Genomic DNA, 14792 nt, shown 5'->3' on the forward strand with positions numbered 1-14792 from the left:
CCGATCAACCGGCTGGCTGCCAGCTTCTGGTGACCGTTGATCAGGCCAAACGGAGGGGACCCGATGCCCGAGTTCGACAACGCCACGAACCCTGCGGACGTGACCGACCCGGTGGGCTTCGTGGACCCGGTGATGCTCCAGACCCACCGGCCCCACCCGGCCCGGATCTACGACTACTGGCTGGGCGGCAAGGACAACTTCCCGCCCGACCGGGCCGCCGCCGAGCACGCGATAGCCGCCTCGCCCGACATCCCGCAGGCCGCCCGGGAGAACCGGGCCTTCCTGCGCCGCGCCGTCCGGCTCTGCGTCGAGGCAGGTGTCCGCCAGTTCATCGACATCGGCTCCGGCCTGCCCGCCCAGGGCAATGTGCACGAGGTCGCGCAGGAGCTGGCCCCGGAGTCCCGGGTGGTCTACATCGACAACGACCCGATCGTGCTCGCCCACGGCCGGGCGCTGCTCGCCAGCAACCACTCCACCACCGTGCTCACCGGCGATCTGCGCGACCTCGACGAGCTGCTCGACCGGCCCGCGCTGCGCGAGCTGATCGACCTCTCCCGGCCGGTCGCCGTCCTGCTGATGGCCGTCCTGCACTTCGTCGACGACGACCAGGCCGCCGCGGCCGTCAAGGCCGTCCGCGACCGCCTCGCCCCGGGGAGCTTCCTGCTGCTCTCGCACAGCACCGCCGAGGGCAATCCGCAGCGGGCCGCCGAGGTCGTGAAGACCTGGGACGACACCGATTCGCGCATCCGGCTCCGGGGCCGGGCCGAGGTGGAGGCCTTCCTCACCGGCTGGGAACCGCTGGAACCGGGCGTGGACTTCGTCCCGCTCTGGCGCCCGGACGGGCCGACCGCGGACTCCACCCGCTGGATGTACGCGGGCGTGGGCCGCAAGCCCTGACCCCCGCCACCCCCGGACCAGCGCAGGGCCGGACTCCCCCAGGGAGTCCGGCCCTGCGTCTTCCCCCGCCCCCTTCCCGGCCGTGCCCCGAGGCCGCACCGCGAGGCCGCGCGCCCCGCCGCACCCGTCAAACACCGCTCCACCCAACGGAGTTGACGTCGGCCCCGGCCCTCGGAAGCCACCCTCCGGAGCCGCAGCCCCGATCGACGCGTCCGTATGCCCTTGCGGTACTCTGCAAATGTATGCCAGAGTGCGGGCATCGGATCAACCAGGCCGAATCGCCTCACACGTCGCTAAATCAGGAGCCCGCGCCGCGCGGGTGGGTCAAGGGTGCAAGCATGTCGAAGGTCTTGAGCAAGCTGCCGGTCGGTGAACGGATCGGCATCGCATTCTCCGGTGGGTTGGACACCTCCGTGGCGGTCGCGTGGATGCGCGAGCACGGTGCCGTCCCCTACGCCTACACGGCCGACATCGGCCAGTACGACGAGCCGAACCTCGCCGACGTCCCGGCCCGTGGCCGTGCCTACGGCGCCGAGCAGGCCCGTCTGATCGACTGCCGGGCCCCGCTGGTCGAGGAGGGCCTGGCCGCCCTGGCCTGCGGCGCCTTCCACATCCGCTCCGCCGGGCAGACCTACTTCAACACCACTCCGCTCGGCCGCGCCGTGACCGGCACCCTGCTGGTCCGGGCCATGCAGGAGGACGGCGTCTCGATCTGGGGCGACGGTTCCACCTACAAGGGCAACGACATCGAGCGGTTCTACCGCTACGGCCTGCTCGCCAACCCCAACCTGCGGATCTACAAGCCGTGGCTGGACCAGGACTTCGTCACCCAGCTCGGCGGCCGCAAGGAGATGTCCGAGTGGCTCGCCGAGCGCGACCTGCCGTACCGGGACTCCGCCGAGAAGGCCTACTCCACCGACGCCAACATCTGGGGCGCCACCCACGAGGCCAAGCGGCTGGAGTTCCTGGACGCCTCGCTGGAGATCGTCGCCCCGATCATGGGCGTCGCCTTCTGGGACCCGGCCGTCGAGATCGCGACCGAGGACGTCACGGTCGACTTCGAGTTCGGCCGGCCGGTCCGGATCAACGGCCGTGAGTTCGGCTCCGCCGTCGACCTGGTGCACGAGGCCAACCTGATCGGCGGACGGCACGGTCTGGGCATGTCGGACCAGATCGAGAACCGGATCATCGAGGCCAAGAGCCGCGGCATCTACGAGGCCCCGGGCATGGCGCTGCTGCACATCGCCTACGAGCGGCTGCTGAACGCGATCCACAACGAGGACACCCTCGCCACCTACCACACCCAGGGCCGGCGCCTCGGCCGCCTGATGTACGAGGGCCGCTGGTTCGACCCGCAGGCGCTGATGCTGCGCGACAGCCTGCAGAAGTGGGTCGGCCAGGCCGTCACCGGCAGCGTCACGCTGCGGCTGCGGCGCGGCCAGGACTACTCGGTGATCGACACCCAGGGCCCGAACTTCAGCTACCACCCGGAGAAGCTGTCGATGGAGCGCAGTGTCGACGCCGCCTTCGTCCCGGACGACCGGATCGGCCAGCTGACCATGCGCAACCTGGACATCGCCGACTCCCGCAGCAAGCTGGAGCAGTACGCGGGTCACGGCCAGCTGGCGCCGTGGACCGGCCTGATCGGCGAGCTCACCCCGGGCGGCGCGGCGCCGATCGCGGCGGGCACCGGCGACGAGGCGGAGTCCACCGCGCTGGACCACGCGGCGATCGAGTCCGGCACCGACTGACCTACGGGGACCGGACCGACGGGTACCGGACCGGCAGCGCGCCGGAACGGCCGGGGGCCGTCGCACCACACCGGTGCGGCGGCCCCCGGCCGTTCCCGCACCGCCCGCCACCCCAGGGCCCCCAACCGCTCCCAGGCGCCCTCCGCCGGCACCCCTCAGCGGATCCGCACCGCCCCCCGCCCGCGCACCGGGTGGGCGCCCAGCGGCCCGGCCACCGCCCCCGCCACCGCCACCCCCGCCGCCCCGGACGCCGTCGGCGGTGCCGCCACGGCGTCCCGCAGGGTCAGCAGGATCTCCCCGTCGTACCGCTCCGCCAGCAGCCGGGTGAGCTCGGCAGCGCAGCCCGGCCGCACCGCCGGGGCGAGCTCCGGCAGCCGCCCCGGGTCGCTGAGGTCCTCGGCCTCGGCGGCCCAGCGTGCCGCGTCGCCCCGTTCGCCCTCGGCGGCGTAGTGGACGGCCAGGCAGTGGACGGCCAGCTGGTCGCCGTACTGGGCGGCGATCCGCCACCAGAAGACCCCGTCCGCCGTGCGGCCCATGCCGTAGAGCAGGCAGCCGAGGGTGCGGAAGGCGGCTTTCTCGGCGAGTTCGAGGTCCAGGGCCAGTTCGCCGGGTTCGACCGCGCCCGCCACCCCCGCGCACAGGTGGCGCAGGTCCCGCCGCAGTTCGGCCCGCCCGCCGGAGCGGAGGTGGTCCCCGGCGGCTCCGGCGTGCGGCGGCCGGGCGACGGCGGGGGGACGGGCCGGGCGCTCGCGGCCGGTCGGGGTGGGCCGGCGGGCGGCGGCCAGCCGGTCGGCCAGCCGGCGGGTGAAGGCCACCGGGTCGTGGTCGCGGAACTCCTCGTCCAGCTCGGCGGCGTGCGCGCGCAGCAGTTCGGTGACCCTCATGTCGCCTGCCCGTCGTCCGGGTGTTCCAGCAGGTACTCCAGGTGGCGCCGCCCGAGGCTGTAGTAGGTGCGGGCGGTGGTGTGGGCGATGCCGAGCGCCCGGCCGATGTCGTGGTAGGAGGTGCCCGCCTGGCGCAGCCGGACCACGTCGGCCTGGACGGGCGCGGCGCGCGCGAGGGCGTCCATCGCCCAGTCCAGGGCGTCCAGTTCGGCGAGCTCCTCCAGCTCGTCCTGGCTGGTGTCGGGGCGGCGCTGGGCGATCACCCGGAGCCGCCTGCGCTCGGCCCGGCCGCGTTCGCGCAGGACGTCGACCACCGCGTCCTTGACGATCTTGAAGGCGAAGGCCTGCGGGTCCGCGCTGGCCAGGGCCCGGCGCCAGTTCCGGTAGAGCGTGGTGCCGGCGTTCTGCACGGCGTCCTGGGCGTCCTCACGGTGGCGCAGGCGCTGCTGGGCGTACCGGAGGTAGCCGGTGTTCTCGCGGGTGAAGAACGCCTCGAAGTCGTTCGGCAGGTCGTCGAGCGGGTCCGCCCGAAGGCCCCGCTCCTCCCCCGGCCCGGGAGTGTTCACACGCGCCCCCTTCTCCTGGGTCAGCTGGCCGGCCCACCGGTTGGCACGCCGACGGCCCGTTTCGGGGCTCGTGGTGTAACCGTCCGGGAGGCGCGGGTTGTCGACCGGATCGGGCGGACAATTGGGAACAATTCTGTTCACTTTCGAACAAGGCCACTGACCTGCCCGTTCGTGGGCGCGAACGGGCGCCCGGCCACCCCCGAGTGACCCAGATCACACTCGTTCGGATGGCGGCTTGACAAGCCTCGCGACCGCCCACCACCGAGGGCGGCCGCCCCACGCCAACGCCTCCCCACCCCGCCCCGACCGCAGCACCCCGACCGCCGCGCCCTACGGCGCCGGCTCGACGTCCGCCGAGTCCAGCGCGACGGTCACCCGCTCCAGCAGCACCCGCAGTGCGGCCAGGTCCTCGACCGGCAGCCCGGTCGCGGCGAGCAGCCGGCGCGGCACCTGCCCGGCCCGCTCGCGCAGCGCCGACCCCTCGGCGGTGAGACTGACGGTCACCGACCGCTCGTCCTCCGGGCTGCGCTCGCGGCGCACCAGCCCGGCCGCCTCCAGGCGCTTGAGCAGCGGGGAGAGGGTGCCGGAGTCGAGTCGCAGGCGCTCGCCGATCCGCTTGACGGGCAGGTCGCCGTCCTCCCAGAGCACCAGCATGACCAGGTACTGCGGGTAGGTGAGCCCGAGGTCCCGGAGCAGGACCCGGTAGACGCCGCCGAAGGCGCGGGAGGCGGCGTTGAGCGAGAAGCAGATCTGCTGGTCGAGGCGGAGCAGTTCCTCGTCCGCCATGCCGGGGAGCGTGGTCATGACCCCATGGTACCGATCTCCGTCGCGCCATCTAGTTGTGCACAACTGAATTGCGTGCTCTACTTATGGAGCAGTCGGCAGCCGGACCTCCACGGAGGGCCGGACGGCCGCCGGAACAGGACGACTCCGCCCGCCCCCGCGCACCGCGACGCACCGCGGACCGCGCACCACGAAGGGACCCACCATGGACGCGCTCTACACCGCCGCCGCCACCGCCAACGGCCGCGAGGGCCGCGCCGTCAGCTCCGACGGCCAGCTGGACCTCGCCCTCGCGATGCCGCCCGCGCTCGGCGGCAGCGGCCAGGGCACCAACCCCGAGCAGCTGTTCGCCGCCGGCTACGCCGCCTGCTTCGCCAGCGCCCTCGGCCTGGTCGGCCGGCAGGCCCGGGTGGACACCAGCGAGGTCTCGGTGACCGCCGAGGTGTCCATCGGCAAGGACGGCGCGGGCTTCGGACTGGCCGTCGTCCTGCGCGTCGAGCTGCCCGAGGCGCTCGCGGGCGAGGGCGGCGAGCTGCTGGTCAAGCAGGCGCACGAGGTCTGCCCGTACTCCCGTGCCACCCGGGGCAACATCCCGGTCGAGCTGGTCGTCGAGTAACACCCGCTCCCCCGAGCTGGCCCCGGGCGGGGCCCGACGATCCGCCCGGAACCCGCCCGCCCCGCCCGGCGACGAGGCCCGCCGCACCTCACGTGCGGCGGGCCTCAGCCGCTCCCCCGCCCCTACCCCCGGAAACCCCCGGTCCAGTGCCCCGATCCCGCACCCGGTCAACTGCCGGGAGGCGCGACCGGGCCGTTCGTGCCGCCCGGCCCGCCGGGGCCACCCGGCGAACGCAGCGTCTCCAAGCGGTGCCGGTACTCCTCCGCGTCGATCTCACCCCGCGCGAAGCGCTCCGCGAGCACCTGCTCCGGGGTCGGGCCGTGCCCCCAGCCGTGCGATCCACCGGAACCGGCACCCGCGACCCCGGCCGCGCCCGGTCCGTGCGGGACCGGCTGCCGCGAGCGGGAGACGTAGCGGAACAGGGCGACGGCCAGGAGCACCAGCACCGCCAGGACGAGCAGCGAGACGATCGCCATCAGGGCGATGCCCCAGCCGCCCGGTCCGTGGCCGGGCCCGTAGCCGTGCCAATGCCAGTGCCTCATCAGGTCCTCCTCCTCCGACCCTGCGGGCCCGCCGAGGTGATCGACGCCATGACCACCGGGGTGTCGTACGGCCTGAGCTGCCGCGCTGCCCGGGGTGACCAGCGCCCTACCACCATCGTGCGCCCGCGACGGGTCAAAGCGTCGTGAAGAAAGCCTGAGAAAACGTTCCTGCGGAACCGGCCCCGCGCACCGGGGTAGCGTTTCGTCCATGAACCACCATCCGCCCGACGACCACCGCTCTCCCGAGCAGCTCGTCGCGGCCGGGCTGCTCCGCCGCAACACCGACGGGCACCCCCACCCGGCGCTCAACCACTCGCCGATCACCTACGTCGCCACCGCGCTCTGGACCGAGCTCGCCGCCCTGGCGATCGCCCCCACCGCCGCCGAGGCCACCGCCGCCGCCCTGCTCCGCACCCTCGCCGACCGGGCCGTGGACGCCGCCCTCGCCCCCGGGAACGAACGCGCCCCGCGTGACGACCTCTACGTCACCGACCCCGCGCACATCGGCACCCACCGCCGCGCGGTCTGGTTCCACCGCTCCGGACCGGGCGGCCCGGTCACCGCCACCTTCGCACCGTAGCGACGGCGCAGCGGACTGCTCAGGCGCACCGGACGACTCAGGCACACCGGACGGTTCAGGCGCACGGGACAGCGCGAGCGCCCCCGACCGTGCGAGCGCGCCCGGCGGCCCGGGCGCTCCGGACCGCTCAGCGTTCCACCGTCAGGCTCTCGCAGACCCAGCTCAGCCGGTCCGGCCCGTCGAACGGCGGCCGGGCGTGGTACGTCCCGTCCGCCACCGACATGTTGACGATCAGGTAGGCGTGCCAGCCGGACCCGACCCCGTGCAGGTCCGCGTAGACCAGTTCCTCCTCGACGTACCAGTCCACCGAGTGCGCGCCGAGCACCACCCGCAGGCCGATGCTCGCCCCCGGGCCGACCCCGACGCCGCCGCCGTGCCAGTAACGGAAGCCGCCCCGCACGTGGTTGGAGATCTCCAGCAGGTCCGGGTTGTCCGGGTGGTACTCGAAGAGGTCGACCTCGTTGCCGCCGTCCCGCCAGGTCCAGATCGCCGGCCAGGCGCCCAGCTGGACGGGCAGCGTCACCCGCGCCGACAGGACGTCCCCGGTGCGGACCTGGAAGCCCTCCGGACTGCCCTCGGTGGTCAGCAGGTTGCACGTCCACAGCCCGCCGGTGCGCCGCCGCACGGCGGTGAACTGCCCACCGGGGCAGTAGTCGTGACTCAGGTAGTCGAGCTTGTGGTCGCTCCGGTTGGTCGGCCCCATCCGGGGGTATGCGCTGCTGCGCCCGGCGACCCACTGCCCGGTCGAAGTGAAGTCCGCGTCGAACACGACCGCCACGGCCGCCTCCCCAGTGCTCCGTCGCCCCGGCAGTCCGAACCGCCGGGCACACAGAGTGAGTTACCCGATACGCTCCGCAGTATGCGAAGCAAATCGCCGGGCTCCTGACCGGGCACCGCTCCAGAGCGGACCGCGCCGATCAGCCGACCGACGCGGTGGCACCCCCGGCCCGGAGCCGGTCGGTCACCGAGACCACCCCGTCCACCGAGCGGCAGAGGTTCAGCACGATCGGCACCAGGTGCGCCTCGGGCACGGTGCCGCTGAGTACCACCCGCCCCTGGTCGACCTCCACCCCGATCTCCGCCGGGCTCACCCCGTCGATCCGCCCGAGCACCTCCTCGACGATCTCCCGCCGGATCACCCGGTCCTCGCGCAGGAACACCCGCAGCAGGTCGCCGCGGCTCACCATGCCGACGACCCGCCCCTCCTCGTCCAGCACCGGAAGCCGCTTGAGCCCGTGCCGGCTCATCTGCCGGGCGGCCGCGACCACGCTGGTACCGGGCGTGGTGCAGACCGGCTGCGCGGTCATCAGCTCCGCCGCCGTGATCTCGCCGCCCGGCCCGGCCTTCGCCGACTCGGGCGCGGGCAGCAGGCTGCCCGTGTCCTCCTGCGCCGCCAGCGTGCGCAACAGGTCCGCCTCCGACACCACACCCAGCGGCCGCCCGTCCGGGTCCACCACCGGCACTCCGGTGATGTCGTAGTCGGTCAGCAGCGCGACGATCTCCCGGAAGCCGGTCTCGGGCGCGATCCGGACCACGGGGCTGGTCATCACAGATTCGACGGTGGCATGCCGCACGCCGGTTCACCTCGTCCAACGATGCTGGTCCGATCGGGCGCGGATCGTCCCGGCCGGTACCGGCAGCATGGCCCCAGGCCGCGCGGAGCGCCAGGGGCCAAGGGGCCGAACGGGTGGGACCAAGGGCCCTGACCTGCGCACACGCCTCCGACACGGGACACTGCCCGACCAGCGCGGAGGACCGGAGCCGACCGGCGGGCCCGGTCCGAGGATCCGGCGGGTCGGGCGGATCGGACGGCGCGCGGCAACCCGCCGCACACCCCGAACGGCGCAACCATCACATGATCGACTCGTTGGACCGTCCACCACGACAGCACGATCGGCACCGGGAGGGCCCGTTGGCAGCACGGACGGTGGGCGCGGAACCGGGGGCCCGGAGCGGCCAGGCACGCCCGGTGGCGGAGGCCGAGGCCGCGCTGGTGCACCACTACCGCAGGCTGGTCCGGCTCGCCTACCTGGCCCTGCCCGCCGACCGGGACCGGCACAGCCGGGTGCTCGCCGCGCACGCGGCCGTCCAGCGCGCCCTGCCGTTCCGCTGGACCCGCCGCACCGCCCCCGCGCCCGCGCCCGCCCCCGCGCCCGACTCCGCCGAGCCGGCCGACAGCGCGCCCACGACCACCGGCAGCGACCCGGACCAGGTCTACGGAACGCTGCGCCTACGGGTGCTGCGCACCGCCCTGCGGCCGCGCCCGGCCGCACGACTGCTGGCGCCCCGGGTCTGGGGCCTGCGGCTGTTCACCCCGCACGGCGGCGAGCAGGACGCGGCGCTGGACCACGCGCTCGCCGCCCTGGACGCCCCGGCCCGGGTCGCCTTCGCCCTGCGCGTGGTCGAGGGCCTGGACGGCCCGGAGGCGCTGGAGGTGCTGCGCGACGCCGGAGTGGAGCGGCCCACCGAGGCGCTCGCGGCGGCCGCCGAGGTCCCGGCCGGGCCCGAGGACGAACCGCTCGCCTTCGACCCGTGCGCCGTCCGGGTCCAGCCCACCGACCTGCTGCGCCGCCGCCGTACGCTGACCGCCGCGCTGGCGGTCGGGGTGCTCGGGCTGACCACGACGGCCGCGGTGCTGGGCGGCGGTTCGGCCCCGGCGAGCAGCGCCCCGCGGTCGGCCGTCCGGCCCCCGGGCGCCGTCACCGACCCGGCCCGGCTGGTCCGGGTCGCGCCGGACGCCTGGCAGCACACCGCGCGGATCGACTTCACCGCCTGGCCCGCCCGCGGCGACCGGCGCGAGGACGCGGCCCTGCTCGGCCGGGCCCTGGCCGCCTGGGCCCAGCCGGGCCCGCGGACCCGGGCCGAACCGGGAACGGACACCGCCCCGCCCGACCTCCCGCCGCAGCTGCTGTACGCCGGGACGGTCGACGGCGCCGGCGTGGCCGTGCTGTACGACGGCCGCCGGATCGCCCGGTACACCGACGGACACGACGGCGGACTGGACCTCGCCCGGGCCGACGACTCGGACCCGACCACGGCGGGCGCGGTGGTGCTGAGCCGCCGGGGCACCGCCCTGCGCTACCTGCTGGCGCCCTGGGTGGACACCGCCGAGACCCGCCGGATCGACCAGCCCGACACCGCCGCCCGCCCGCTGGACCACCCCGACGGGGTCACCCCGGCCGCGCCGGGCGGCGGGCTCGCGGACTGCCGGGGCGCCACCGTGCTCCAGCTGCGCTCCTCCTCGGTGATCGCCGAGAAGCACGCCTTCCTGCTGGCCGACCTCGGCGGCCTCGTCCCGGCCCACCTCACCTACACCCCGCCACCGGACCGCACCCAGCCCGCCCGCTCGCCGCGCGAGTCCACCGGCCAGGACGCCCTGGCGGCCTGGGCGCGGGCCGGCTGCGCGGTGCCGGACGGCACGCCGGGCGTCAAGCAGCTCAACCTGTGGGCGTTCGCGGTGCAGCCGCTGCCGCAGAACGCCGGCTCGGCCGCCTGGTACTGCCTGCGCGCCGACCGCTGGACCGGCGAGGGCAGCGCCGCCACCGCCGTGCTGCTGCCGACCGCCCGGGGCCCGCAGCGCACCGGCGGCGGACCGGGCCGCGGGTGCAGCCGGTTCGAGCAGGACACCGTCGCCTGGACGTGGTGGCACTCCCCGCAGGGCGCGGACTACCTGCTCGCGGCGGGCAGCCGGCGGGTCACCCGGCTGACCGTCAAGGGCCCGGACTGGTCGGCCGACCGGCCCGCCCCGGACCACACCCTCGCGGTCGAACGGCCCGCCCGGGGCGCCGTCCAGGTCGAGGCACTGCTCGACAACGGCAACCGGATCAGCCCGCAGCACTGAACCGCCCCGCCAACAGCGCGCCGTAGTCCGGCAGTTGGACGCTCGACACCTGCTTCCCCAGCTCCAGCATCCGGTCCAGCACCCACCGCCGGTTGAGCAGCCCGTTGCGCAGCCGCAGCCCGGCCGCGGTGCGCGGCGCCAGGAACGGGCCGGTCCGGTCCCCGCCCTTCTGGCAGCCCCGGGCGTAGTCGCGCAGCAGCCCCTCGTACCGGGCGAAGGCGACCCGGTGGTCGCCGCGGGCCAGCGCCAGCTCGCCCGCCAGGACGTACGCGGCCACCACCGCCGTACCGGTGCCCATCCCGCCGATGGTGGCCCCGCAGGCGGCGTCGCCGAGCAGGGCGATCCGGCCGGCGGACCAGGCGGGGACGTCGGCGCGGCTGATCGAGTCGAAGTACGGCTCGGGCGCCTCGTCCAGGCTCCGCAGCAGTTCCGGGACCTTCCAGCCCAGGCCGGCGAAGGCGGCGCGGACCAACTCCTTCTGCTGCCGGGTGTCGTGGCGGTCGTAGCGCAGTTCGGGCGAGGCGAACAGGCAGAAGGCGCCCGCCCGCTCCGGGTCGCGCGGGTCGGCGCCGACGGACATCAGCCGGCCGGGGACGTTCAGGGCCGTCCCGCCGGCCGCCGGCGCGCCGGCGGCGGGTAGCTGCCAGGTGGCCGCGTAGTAGCCGAGGTGACGGACGAACCGCTGCTCGGGCCCGAAGGCGAGCCGCCGGACGGTGGAGTGCAGCCCGTCGGCGCCGATCACCAGGTCGAACTCGCGCGGCGCGGCCCGCCGGAAGGCGACCCGCACCCCGGTCGCCGTCTGCTCCAGGGCCTCGACGGAGTCGCCGAAGACGTACTCGGCGCGGGACGCGCTGTGCCGGTGCAGCACCTGGGCCAGTTCTCCGCGCGGGATCTCCAGCTCGCCGCCCGCGAACTCGGCGGGCAGGTGCAGCAGTCGGCGCCCGTCCTGGTCGACGAAGGTGATCGGGCTGCCGCCGGTGTCCAGGGCGCGCAGCTCCTCCAGCACGCCCATCCGCTCCAGCACGGTGAGGTGGGTGCACCCGCGGAAGTCGACGTTCTGCCCGCCGCCGCGCAGTGCCGGGGCGAGTTCGACCACGGTGACGTCGAAGCCGTACCGGCCCAGCCAGTGGGCCAGGGCGGGGCCGGCGATGCTCGCGCCCGAGATCAGCACGCTGGTGCGCGCGGAAGCACTCATGGGAACCACTCCGTTCGAGGATCCGAAAACTGTGTCCATGGGACGCAGTTCATTGCTGTGTACGGTAGACACAGTTGGTGCGGACGGGCAACCCCCGGGACGGGAGCAGGCGATGGGCGAGGCGGCGAACGACACGGTGCGGCTGCTCTGGGAACAGCCCGCACGACCGACCCGCGGGCCGAAGCCGGCCCTCGGCCTGGAGCGGATCGCCGCCGCGGGCGTCGAGGTCGCGGACGCCGAGGGGCTGGGCGCCGTCTCCATGCAGAAGGTGGCCGCTCTGCTGGACTTCACCAAGATGTCGCTCTACCGGTACGTCCCCGGCAAGGCCGAACTCGTCGCGCTGATGGTCGAGTCGGCCTTCGGCGAGCCGCCCGCACCTGCGGACCGGGTCGACTGGCGGGATCAACTCACCTCCTGGGCAACCCACTTGTCCGAGGCCATCGCCCGACACCCGTGGCTGCTGGACGCCACCCTCGGCCCCCGGGTGCCCGGCCCGCGGGAACTCGCCTGGCTGGAACGGGTGGTGGCCGCCCTCGACGGCCACGGACTGACCGGCGCCGAGCGGATGGACGCCGCCGTCCTGCTCGCCGGACACGTACGCACCATCGCCGAACAGGCCCGCGCGGTGGGCCCGGACGGCTCCCCCGAGGCCCAACTCCTCGCCGCCCTCGGCACGGTGGTCCACCGGCACGCCGACCGCTACCCCGCCGTGGCCGCCGCGATGGCCGACCCGGACGGCCGCGACCAGGCCCTGGACTTCGGCCTGGCCCGCATCCTGGACGGCCTGGCCGCCCTGATCGACCGGCGCACCGGGCCCGGCCGAAGGCTGGGGGCCATCGGCGACTGACGACAACGCGGCGAGGTGCGCTCGTGCCCTGGGCGTACCTCCCGGCCGAAGGCTGGGGAAGCGTCGCGGGCCTGGCCTGATCCACACGACGCGCCCTAACATCCGCTCCCATGGCGATGTTCGTGCACCTGACGGCCGCGGCGAACACGCCGCGCATCCGCCGCGCCGGGATCCGGGCCGACAGCCGGGGCCAGGGCGGGGTGCGCGGGGTGTACTGCTTCCCCGTCCTGCCCTCCTACACCCTCACCCACCAGTGGCTGCGCGAACTCGCCCGGTTCGGACCGAAGGGCGCGCTGTCCGCGGTGCACGTCCGGCTGGACGACGCGCAGGAGGTGCTGGTCGGGCACTACCGCGACCGCGCCAGGGCCGCCCAGCAGTGGCTGACCGCCGCCGAGGCGGTCGCCCGGGTCGCCGACCAGCCCGACCCGCGCGGTTGGGAGGTGGTGGTGCCGCGGGCGATCGGCCCGCGCGAGGTGCACCGGATCCGCGCCGTGCCGCAGGTGGCCGGCTGGCGCTACGTCCCCGGCGCCCACGGCACCCGCCCCTGCACCTGCTTCGGCTGCCGGATCCGCGGCGAGTACAGCGGCCGACGGCTGCGCGAACGCCACCCGCACCCGCTGGACGGGCCGCCGCCGCCCGTCCCCGTCCTGCTCGCCCGGATCGAGGCGGCGGGCGACCCCGGCGATCCGGCCGCCCTGCGGGACGCCCTGCACTGGTTCGGCCTGCGCCGCCGCGGCCCGGTGGACCGACTCGCCGGGCTGGCCGCCCACCCCGACCCGACCGTCCGCCGCGAACTGGTCTGGGCGGTCCAGGGCTGGTCCACGCCCGGCGTCGCCGAACTGCTGGCCCCCCTCGCCGAGGACCCGCACCCGGATGTCCGCGAGGCCGTCGCGGACGTCCGGGCGCTCATGGACGAGCAGGAGCCCTGAGGCCCCTGGACCGGCTGCCCGTGGGTCCAGGGGACTCGGTACGGCTCCGGGTCAGGAGACGCGCTTGAGCTGCCAGGAGTTCTTGTCGAAGCTCGGCACGGCCGAGTACTGGCAGCCGGAGCTGTAGAAGCTGCTGACGATCGTCCAGCCGGCCGGCGGCCAGGTCGAGGCGCAGGCGTTGACCGTGGTGCCGACGGGGTAGCCGGTGAGGTCCATGATCTTCTTGGTGTTGGGGGTGAACCCGGAACCGCAGCCCGCGCTGTTCCACCACTGGACGTCCACGAAGCCGGCCGGGGTCAGCGAGGATCCGCAGATGGTGCTGGTGCTGCCGGGCGCGGCCTGGGCAGTGCCCAGGGTGAGGGTGAAGGCGGCGGCGGTACAGCCGAGGGTGAGGACGGCGGCACGAAGTCGGGTCACGGGGCGGCTCCATTCGGGTGACGCGGACGGTCCGCGTCAGGAGCCATTCCTATCGGTACGAAACTCCGTCCGAACAGTGCGTTTCCAGCCCTGCCGACGGCGGATTATCGCCCGTCCCGCACCCCGCGCCGGCCCGCACCCCGTCCGCGACCTGCGAGCTCTCCCGCCGACGTGCCCGTTCGACGGAACCGGGTGATCATGGGACGAACCGCGTCTTCGGCGACACGGCGCGCCGGTCCACTCCGGCGCGCCCGGAAGGTGGACCGCGATGTTCCAGCTCCTGTGGATTCTGCTCATCGGCTTCGTGCTCGGCGTGCTCGCCAAGCTGATCCTGCGCGGGCCTCAGTCGATCCCCTGGTGGCTGACCATGCTCCTCGGCGCCGCCGGGGCCTGGCTCGGCAACGCCGTCTCCGGCTGGATCGGCGTCCGCCACACCTCCGGCATCGACTGGATCCGTCACCTCCTCCAACTCGGCTTCGCCGTGGCCCTGGTGGCCCTCGTCGCCCCGGCCTGGAGCAGGAAACGCGCCTCCCGCTGACCTGCCGCCGGGCCCGGCCTGTCAGTGGCTGCTGCCAGAATCCCGTCCGGGCCCAACGACCCGGCCCGGACGGGAGGAGCACACGATGCCCATCGGAGACTGCTGGCAACTGCTGCGCGGAGGCCTGCCGCTCGGCGACATCGTCGTGGACGGCACCGACTTCCCCTGGCTGGACGGGCACTTCGTCCCCCGGGCCGGCTTCGCCGAGGTGAAGCCGTGGTTCGACGAGTCCGCCGCCTTCGTCGACGCCGAGGACTACGAGGCCTTCGAGCAGGCGTACGACCGGATCGACGGTGCTCTCACCCTGGCGTCCCCGAGCGGCCCGGTCGCCGAGTTCCTCCTGCACATACGTGGCGACCGGGCGTCGTGGCGGTGGTCGGACGAGCCGTTCGACGAGGCCTGATTC

The 14792-nt window shown here is 74.6% G+C and carries 17 protein-coding genes; 9 read left to right on the forward strand and 8 right to left on the reverse strand.

Annotation, left to right across the window (positions count from 1 at the left end):
* The first annotated feature begins 63 nt into the window (after window positions 1-63).
* Both ACZ58X_RS01015 and argG read left to right on the forward strand, forming a co-directional pair.
* A complete protein-coding gene (locus ACZ58X_RS01015; RefSeq protein ID WP_470331531.1) occupies window positions 64-897 on the forward strand; it encodes an SAM-dependent methyltransferase in 834 nt (277 codons plus the stop codon).
* Between the two features lie 338 nt (window positions 898-1235).
* Entirely contained in the window at window positions 1236-2648 is a 1413-nt protein-coding gene (argG, locus tag ACZ58X_RS01020; protein WP_470331532.1) for an argininosuccinate synthase, read from the forward strand.
* 155 nt (window positions 2649-2803) lie between these two features.
* Here the strand turns inward: argG and ACZ58X_RS01025 are convergent, their stop codons facing one another.
* The 3 genes from ACZ58X_RS01025 to ACZ58X_RS01035 form a co-directional block, all read right to left on the reverse strand.
* The gene (locus tag ACZ58X_RS01025; RefSeq protein ID WP_470331533.1) at window positions 2804-3532 is read right to left on the reverse strand and encodes a hypothetical protein; all 729 of its coding nucleotides are present in this window, start codon (window positions 3530-3532) and stop codon (window positions 2804-2806) included.
* On the reverse strand, window positions 3529-4098 hold the full coding sequence (locus ACZ58X_RS01030; RefSeq protein ID WP_470331534.1) for an RNA polymerase sigma factor: 570 nt from the start codon (window positions 4096-4098) through the stop codon (window positions 3529-3531). The genes ACZ58X_RS01025 and ACZ58X_RS01030 overlap by 4 nt, the downstream gene beginning before the upstream one ends.
* Window positions 4099-4428: 330 nt before the next feature.
* Entirely contained in the window at window positions 4429-4902 is a 474-nt protein-coding gene (locus ACZ58X_RS01035) for a MarR family winged helix-turn-helix transcriptional regulator (protein ID WP_470331535.1), read from the reverse strand.
* 184 nt (window positions 4903-5086) lie between these two features.
* Here ACZ58X_RS01035 and ACZ58X_RS01040 point away from each other — a divergent pair, with 184 nt between their 5' ends.
* Complete coding sequence (locus tag ACZ58X_RS01040; protein ID WP_360245460.1) at window positions 5087-5497, forward strand: organic hydroperoxide resistance protein; 411 nt, start codon at window positions 5087-5089, stop codon at window positions 5495-5497.
* Between the two features lie 167 nt (window positions 5498-5664).
* On the opposite strand, the gene ACZ58X_RS01045 is transcribed toward ACZ58X_RS01040, so the two are convergent.
* Window positions 5665-6039, reverse strand: coding sequence for an SHOCT domain-containing protein (locus ACZ58X_RS01045; RefSeq protein WP_470331536.1), 375 nt, complete (start codon window positions 6037-6039; stop codon window positions 5665-5667).
* Window positions 6040-6247: 208 nt separating this feature from the next.
* Here ACZ58X_RS01045 and ACZ58X_RS01050 point away from each other — a divergent pair, with 208 nt between their 5' ends.
* Window positions 6248-6619, forward strand: a complete 372-nt coding sequence (locus ACZ58X_RS01050; protein WP_470331537.1) for a hypothetical protein — start codon at window positions 6248-6250, stop codon at window positions 6617-6619.
* Between the two features lie 127 nt (window positions 6620-6746).
* Here the strand turns inward: ACZ58X_RS01050 and ACZ58X_RS01055 are convergent, their stop codons facing one another.
* On the reverse strand, window positions 6747-7397 hold the full coding sequence (locus ACZ58X_RS01055) for a LamG domain-containing protein (protein WP_470331538.1): 651 nt from the start codon (window positions 7395-7397) through the stop codon (window positions 6747-6749).
* Between the two features lie 139 nt (window positions 7398-7536).
* Window positions 7537-8166: a CBS domain-containing protein gene (locus ACZ58X_RS01060; protein ID WP_470331539.1), complete on the reverse strand. Its 630-nt coding sequence runs from the start codon at window positions 8164-8166 to the stop codon at window positions 7537-7539.
* Window positions 8167-8531: 365 nt separating this feature from the next.
* Here ACZ58X_RS01060 and ACZ58X_RS01065 point away from each other — a divergent pair, with 365 nt between their 5' ends.
* Window positions 8532-10460: a hypothetical protein gene (locus ACZ58X_RS01065; RefSeq protein ID WP_470331540.1), complete on the forward strand. Its 1929-nt coding sequence runs from the start codon at window positions 8532-8534 to the stop codon at window positions 10458-10460.
* On the opposite strand, the gene ACZ58X_RS01070 is transcribed toward ACZ58X_RS01065, so the two are convergent.
* Entirely contained in the window at window positions 10444-11655 is a 1212-nt protein-coding gene (locus ACZ58X_RS01070; protein ID WP_470331541.1) for an FAD-dependent monooxygenase, read from the reverse strand. The two genes, ACZ58X_RS01065 and ACZ58X_RS01070, sit on opposite strands and share 17 nt — an antisense overlap.
* A gap of 112 nt (window positions 11656-11767) precedes the next feature.
* Here ACZ58X_RS01070 and ACZ58X_RS01075 point away from each other — a divergent pair, with 112 nt between their 5' ends.
* Together ACZ58X_RS01075 and ACZ58X_RS01080 are read left to right on the forward strand one after the other, a co-directional pair.
* On the forward strand, window positions 11768-12502 hold the full coding sequence (locus ACZ58X_RS01075; RefSeq protein WP_470331542.1) for a TetR/AcrR family transcriptional regulator: 735 nt from the start codon (window positions 11768-11770) through the stop codon (window positions 12500-12502).
* Between the two features lie 110 nt (window positions 12503-12612).
* Window positions 12613-13431 (forward strand): HEAT repeat domain-containing protein, encoded by an 819-nt coding sequence (locus ACZ58X_RS01080; protein WP_470331543.1) that lies wholly within the window; start codon window positions 12613-12615, stop codon window positions 13429-13431.
* A 51-nt stretch (window positions 13432-13482) separates the two neighbouring features.
* Here the strand turns inward: ACZ58X_RS01080 and ACZ58X_RS01085 are convergent, their stop codons facing one another.
* Window positions 13483-13848, reverse strand: a complete 366-nt coding sequence (locus ACZ58X_RS01085) for a hypothetical protein (RefSeq protein WP_470331544.1) — start codon at window positions 13846-13848, stop codon at window positions 13483-13485.
* A gap of 268 nt (window positions 13849-14116) precedes the next feature.
* Between ACZ58X_RS01085 and ACZ58X_RS01090 the strand changes: the two genes are divergently transcribed.
* Both ACZ58X_RS01090 and ACZ58X_RS01095 read left to right on the forward strand, forming a co-directional pair.
* Window positions 14117-14386 (forward strand): GlsB/YeaQ/YmgE family stress response membrane protein, encoded by a 270-nt coding sequence (locus tag ACZ58X_RS01090; protein ID WP_470331545.1) that lies wholly within the window; start codon window positions 14117-14119, stop codon window positions 14384-14386.
* Between the two features lie 85 nt (window positions 14387-14471).
* Window positions 14472-14789, forward strand: coding sequence for a hypothetical protein (locus ACZ58X_RS01095; RefSeq protein ID WP_470331546.1), 318 nt, complete (start codon window positions 14472-14474; stop codon window positions 14787-14789).
* Window positions 14790-14792 lie beyond the last annotated feature (3 nt).

This window comes from Kitasatospora sp. NPDC040550 (assembly GCF_055594965.1).

Excerpts from the sequence above, each read along its gene's own strand:
- ACZ58X_RS01015 (WP_470331531.1), top strand. The coding sequence starts at position 64 with ATGCCCGAGTTCGACAACGCCACGAACCCTGCGGACGTGACCGACCCG.
- argG (WP_470331532.1), top strand. The coding sequence starts at position 1,236 with ATGTCGAAGGTCTTGAGCAAGCTGCCGGTCGGTGAACGGATCGGCATC.
- ACZ58X_RS01025 (WP_470331533.1), bottom strand. The coding sequence starts at position 3,532 with ATGAGGGTCACCGAACTGCTGCGCGCGCACGCCGCCGAGCTGGACGAG.
- ACZ58X_RS01035 (WP_470331535.1), bottom strand. The coding sequence starts at position 4,902 with ATGACCACGCTCCCCGGCATGGCGGACGAGGAACTGCTCCGCCTCGAC.
- ACZ58X_RS01040 (WP_360245460.1), top strand. The coding sequence starts at position 5,087 with ATGGACGCGCTCTACACCGCCGCCGCCACCGCCAACGGCCGCGAGGGC.
- ACZ58X_RS01045 (WP_470331536.1), bottom strand. The coding sequence starts at position 6,039 with ATGAGGCACTGGCATTGGCACGGCTACGGGCCCGGCCACGGACCGGGC.
- ACZ58X_RS01050 (WP_470331537.1), top strand. The coding sequence starts at position 6,248 with ATGAACCACCATCCGCCCGACGACCACCGCTCTCCCGAGCAGCTCGTC.
- ACZ58X_RS01060 (WP_470331539.1), bottom strand. The coding sequence starts at position 8,166 with ATGACCAGCCCCGTGGTCCGGATCGCGCCCGAGACCGGCTTCCGGGAG.
- ACZ58X_RS01070 (WP_470331541.1), bottom strand. The coding sequence starts at position 11,655 with ATGAGTGCTTCCGCGCGCACCAGCGTGCTGATCTCGGGCGCGAGCATC.
- ACZ58X_RS01075 (WP_470331542.1), top strand. The coding sequence starts at position 11,768 with ATGGGCGAGGCGGCGAACGACACGGTGCGGCTGCTCTGGGAACAGCCC.
- ACZ58X_RS01080 (WP_470331543.1), top strand. The coding sequence starts at position 12,613 with ATGGCGATGTTCGTGCACCTGACGGCCGCGGCGAACACGCCGCGCATC.
- ACZ58X_RS01090 (WP_470331545.1), top strand. The coding sequence starts at position 14,117 with ATGTTCCAGCTCCTGTGGATTCTGCTCATCGGCTTCGTGCTCGGCGTG.
- ACZ58X_RS01095 (WP_470331546.1), top strand. The coding sequence starts at position 14,472 with ATGCCCATCGGAGACTGCTGGCAACTGCTGCGCGGAGGCCTGCCGCTC.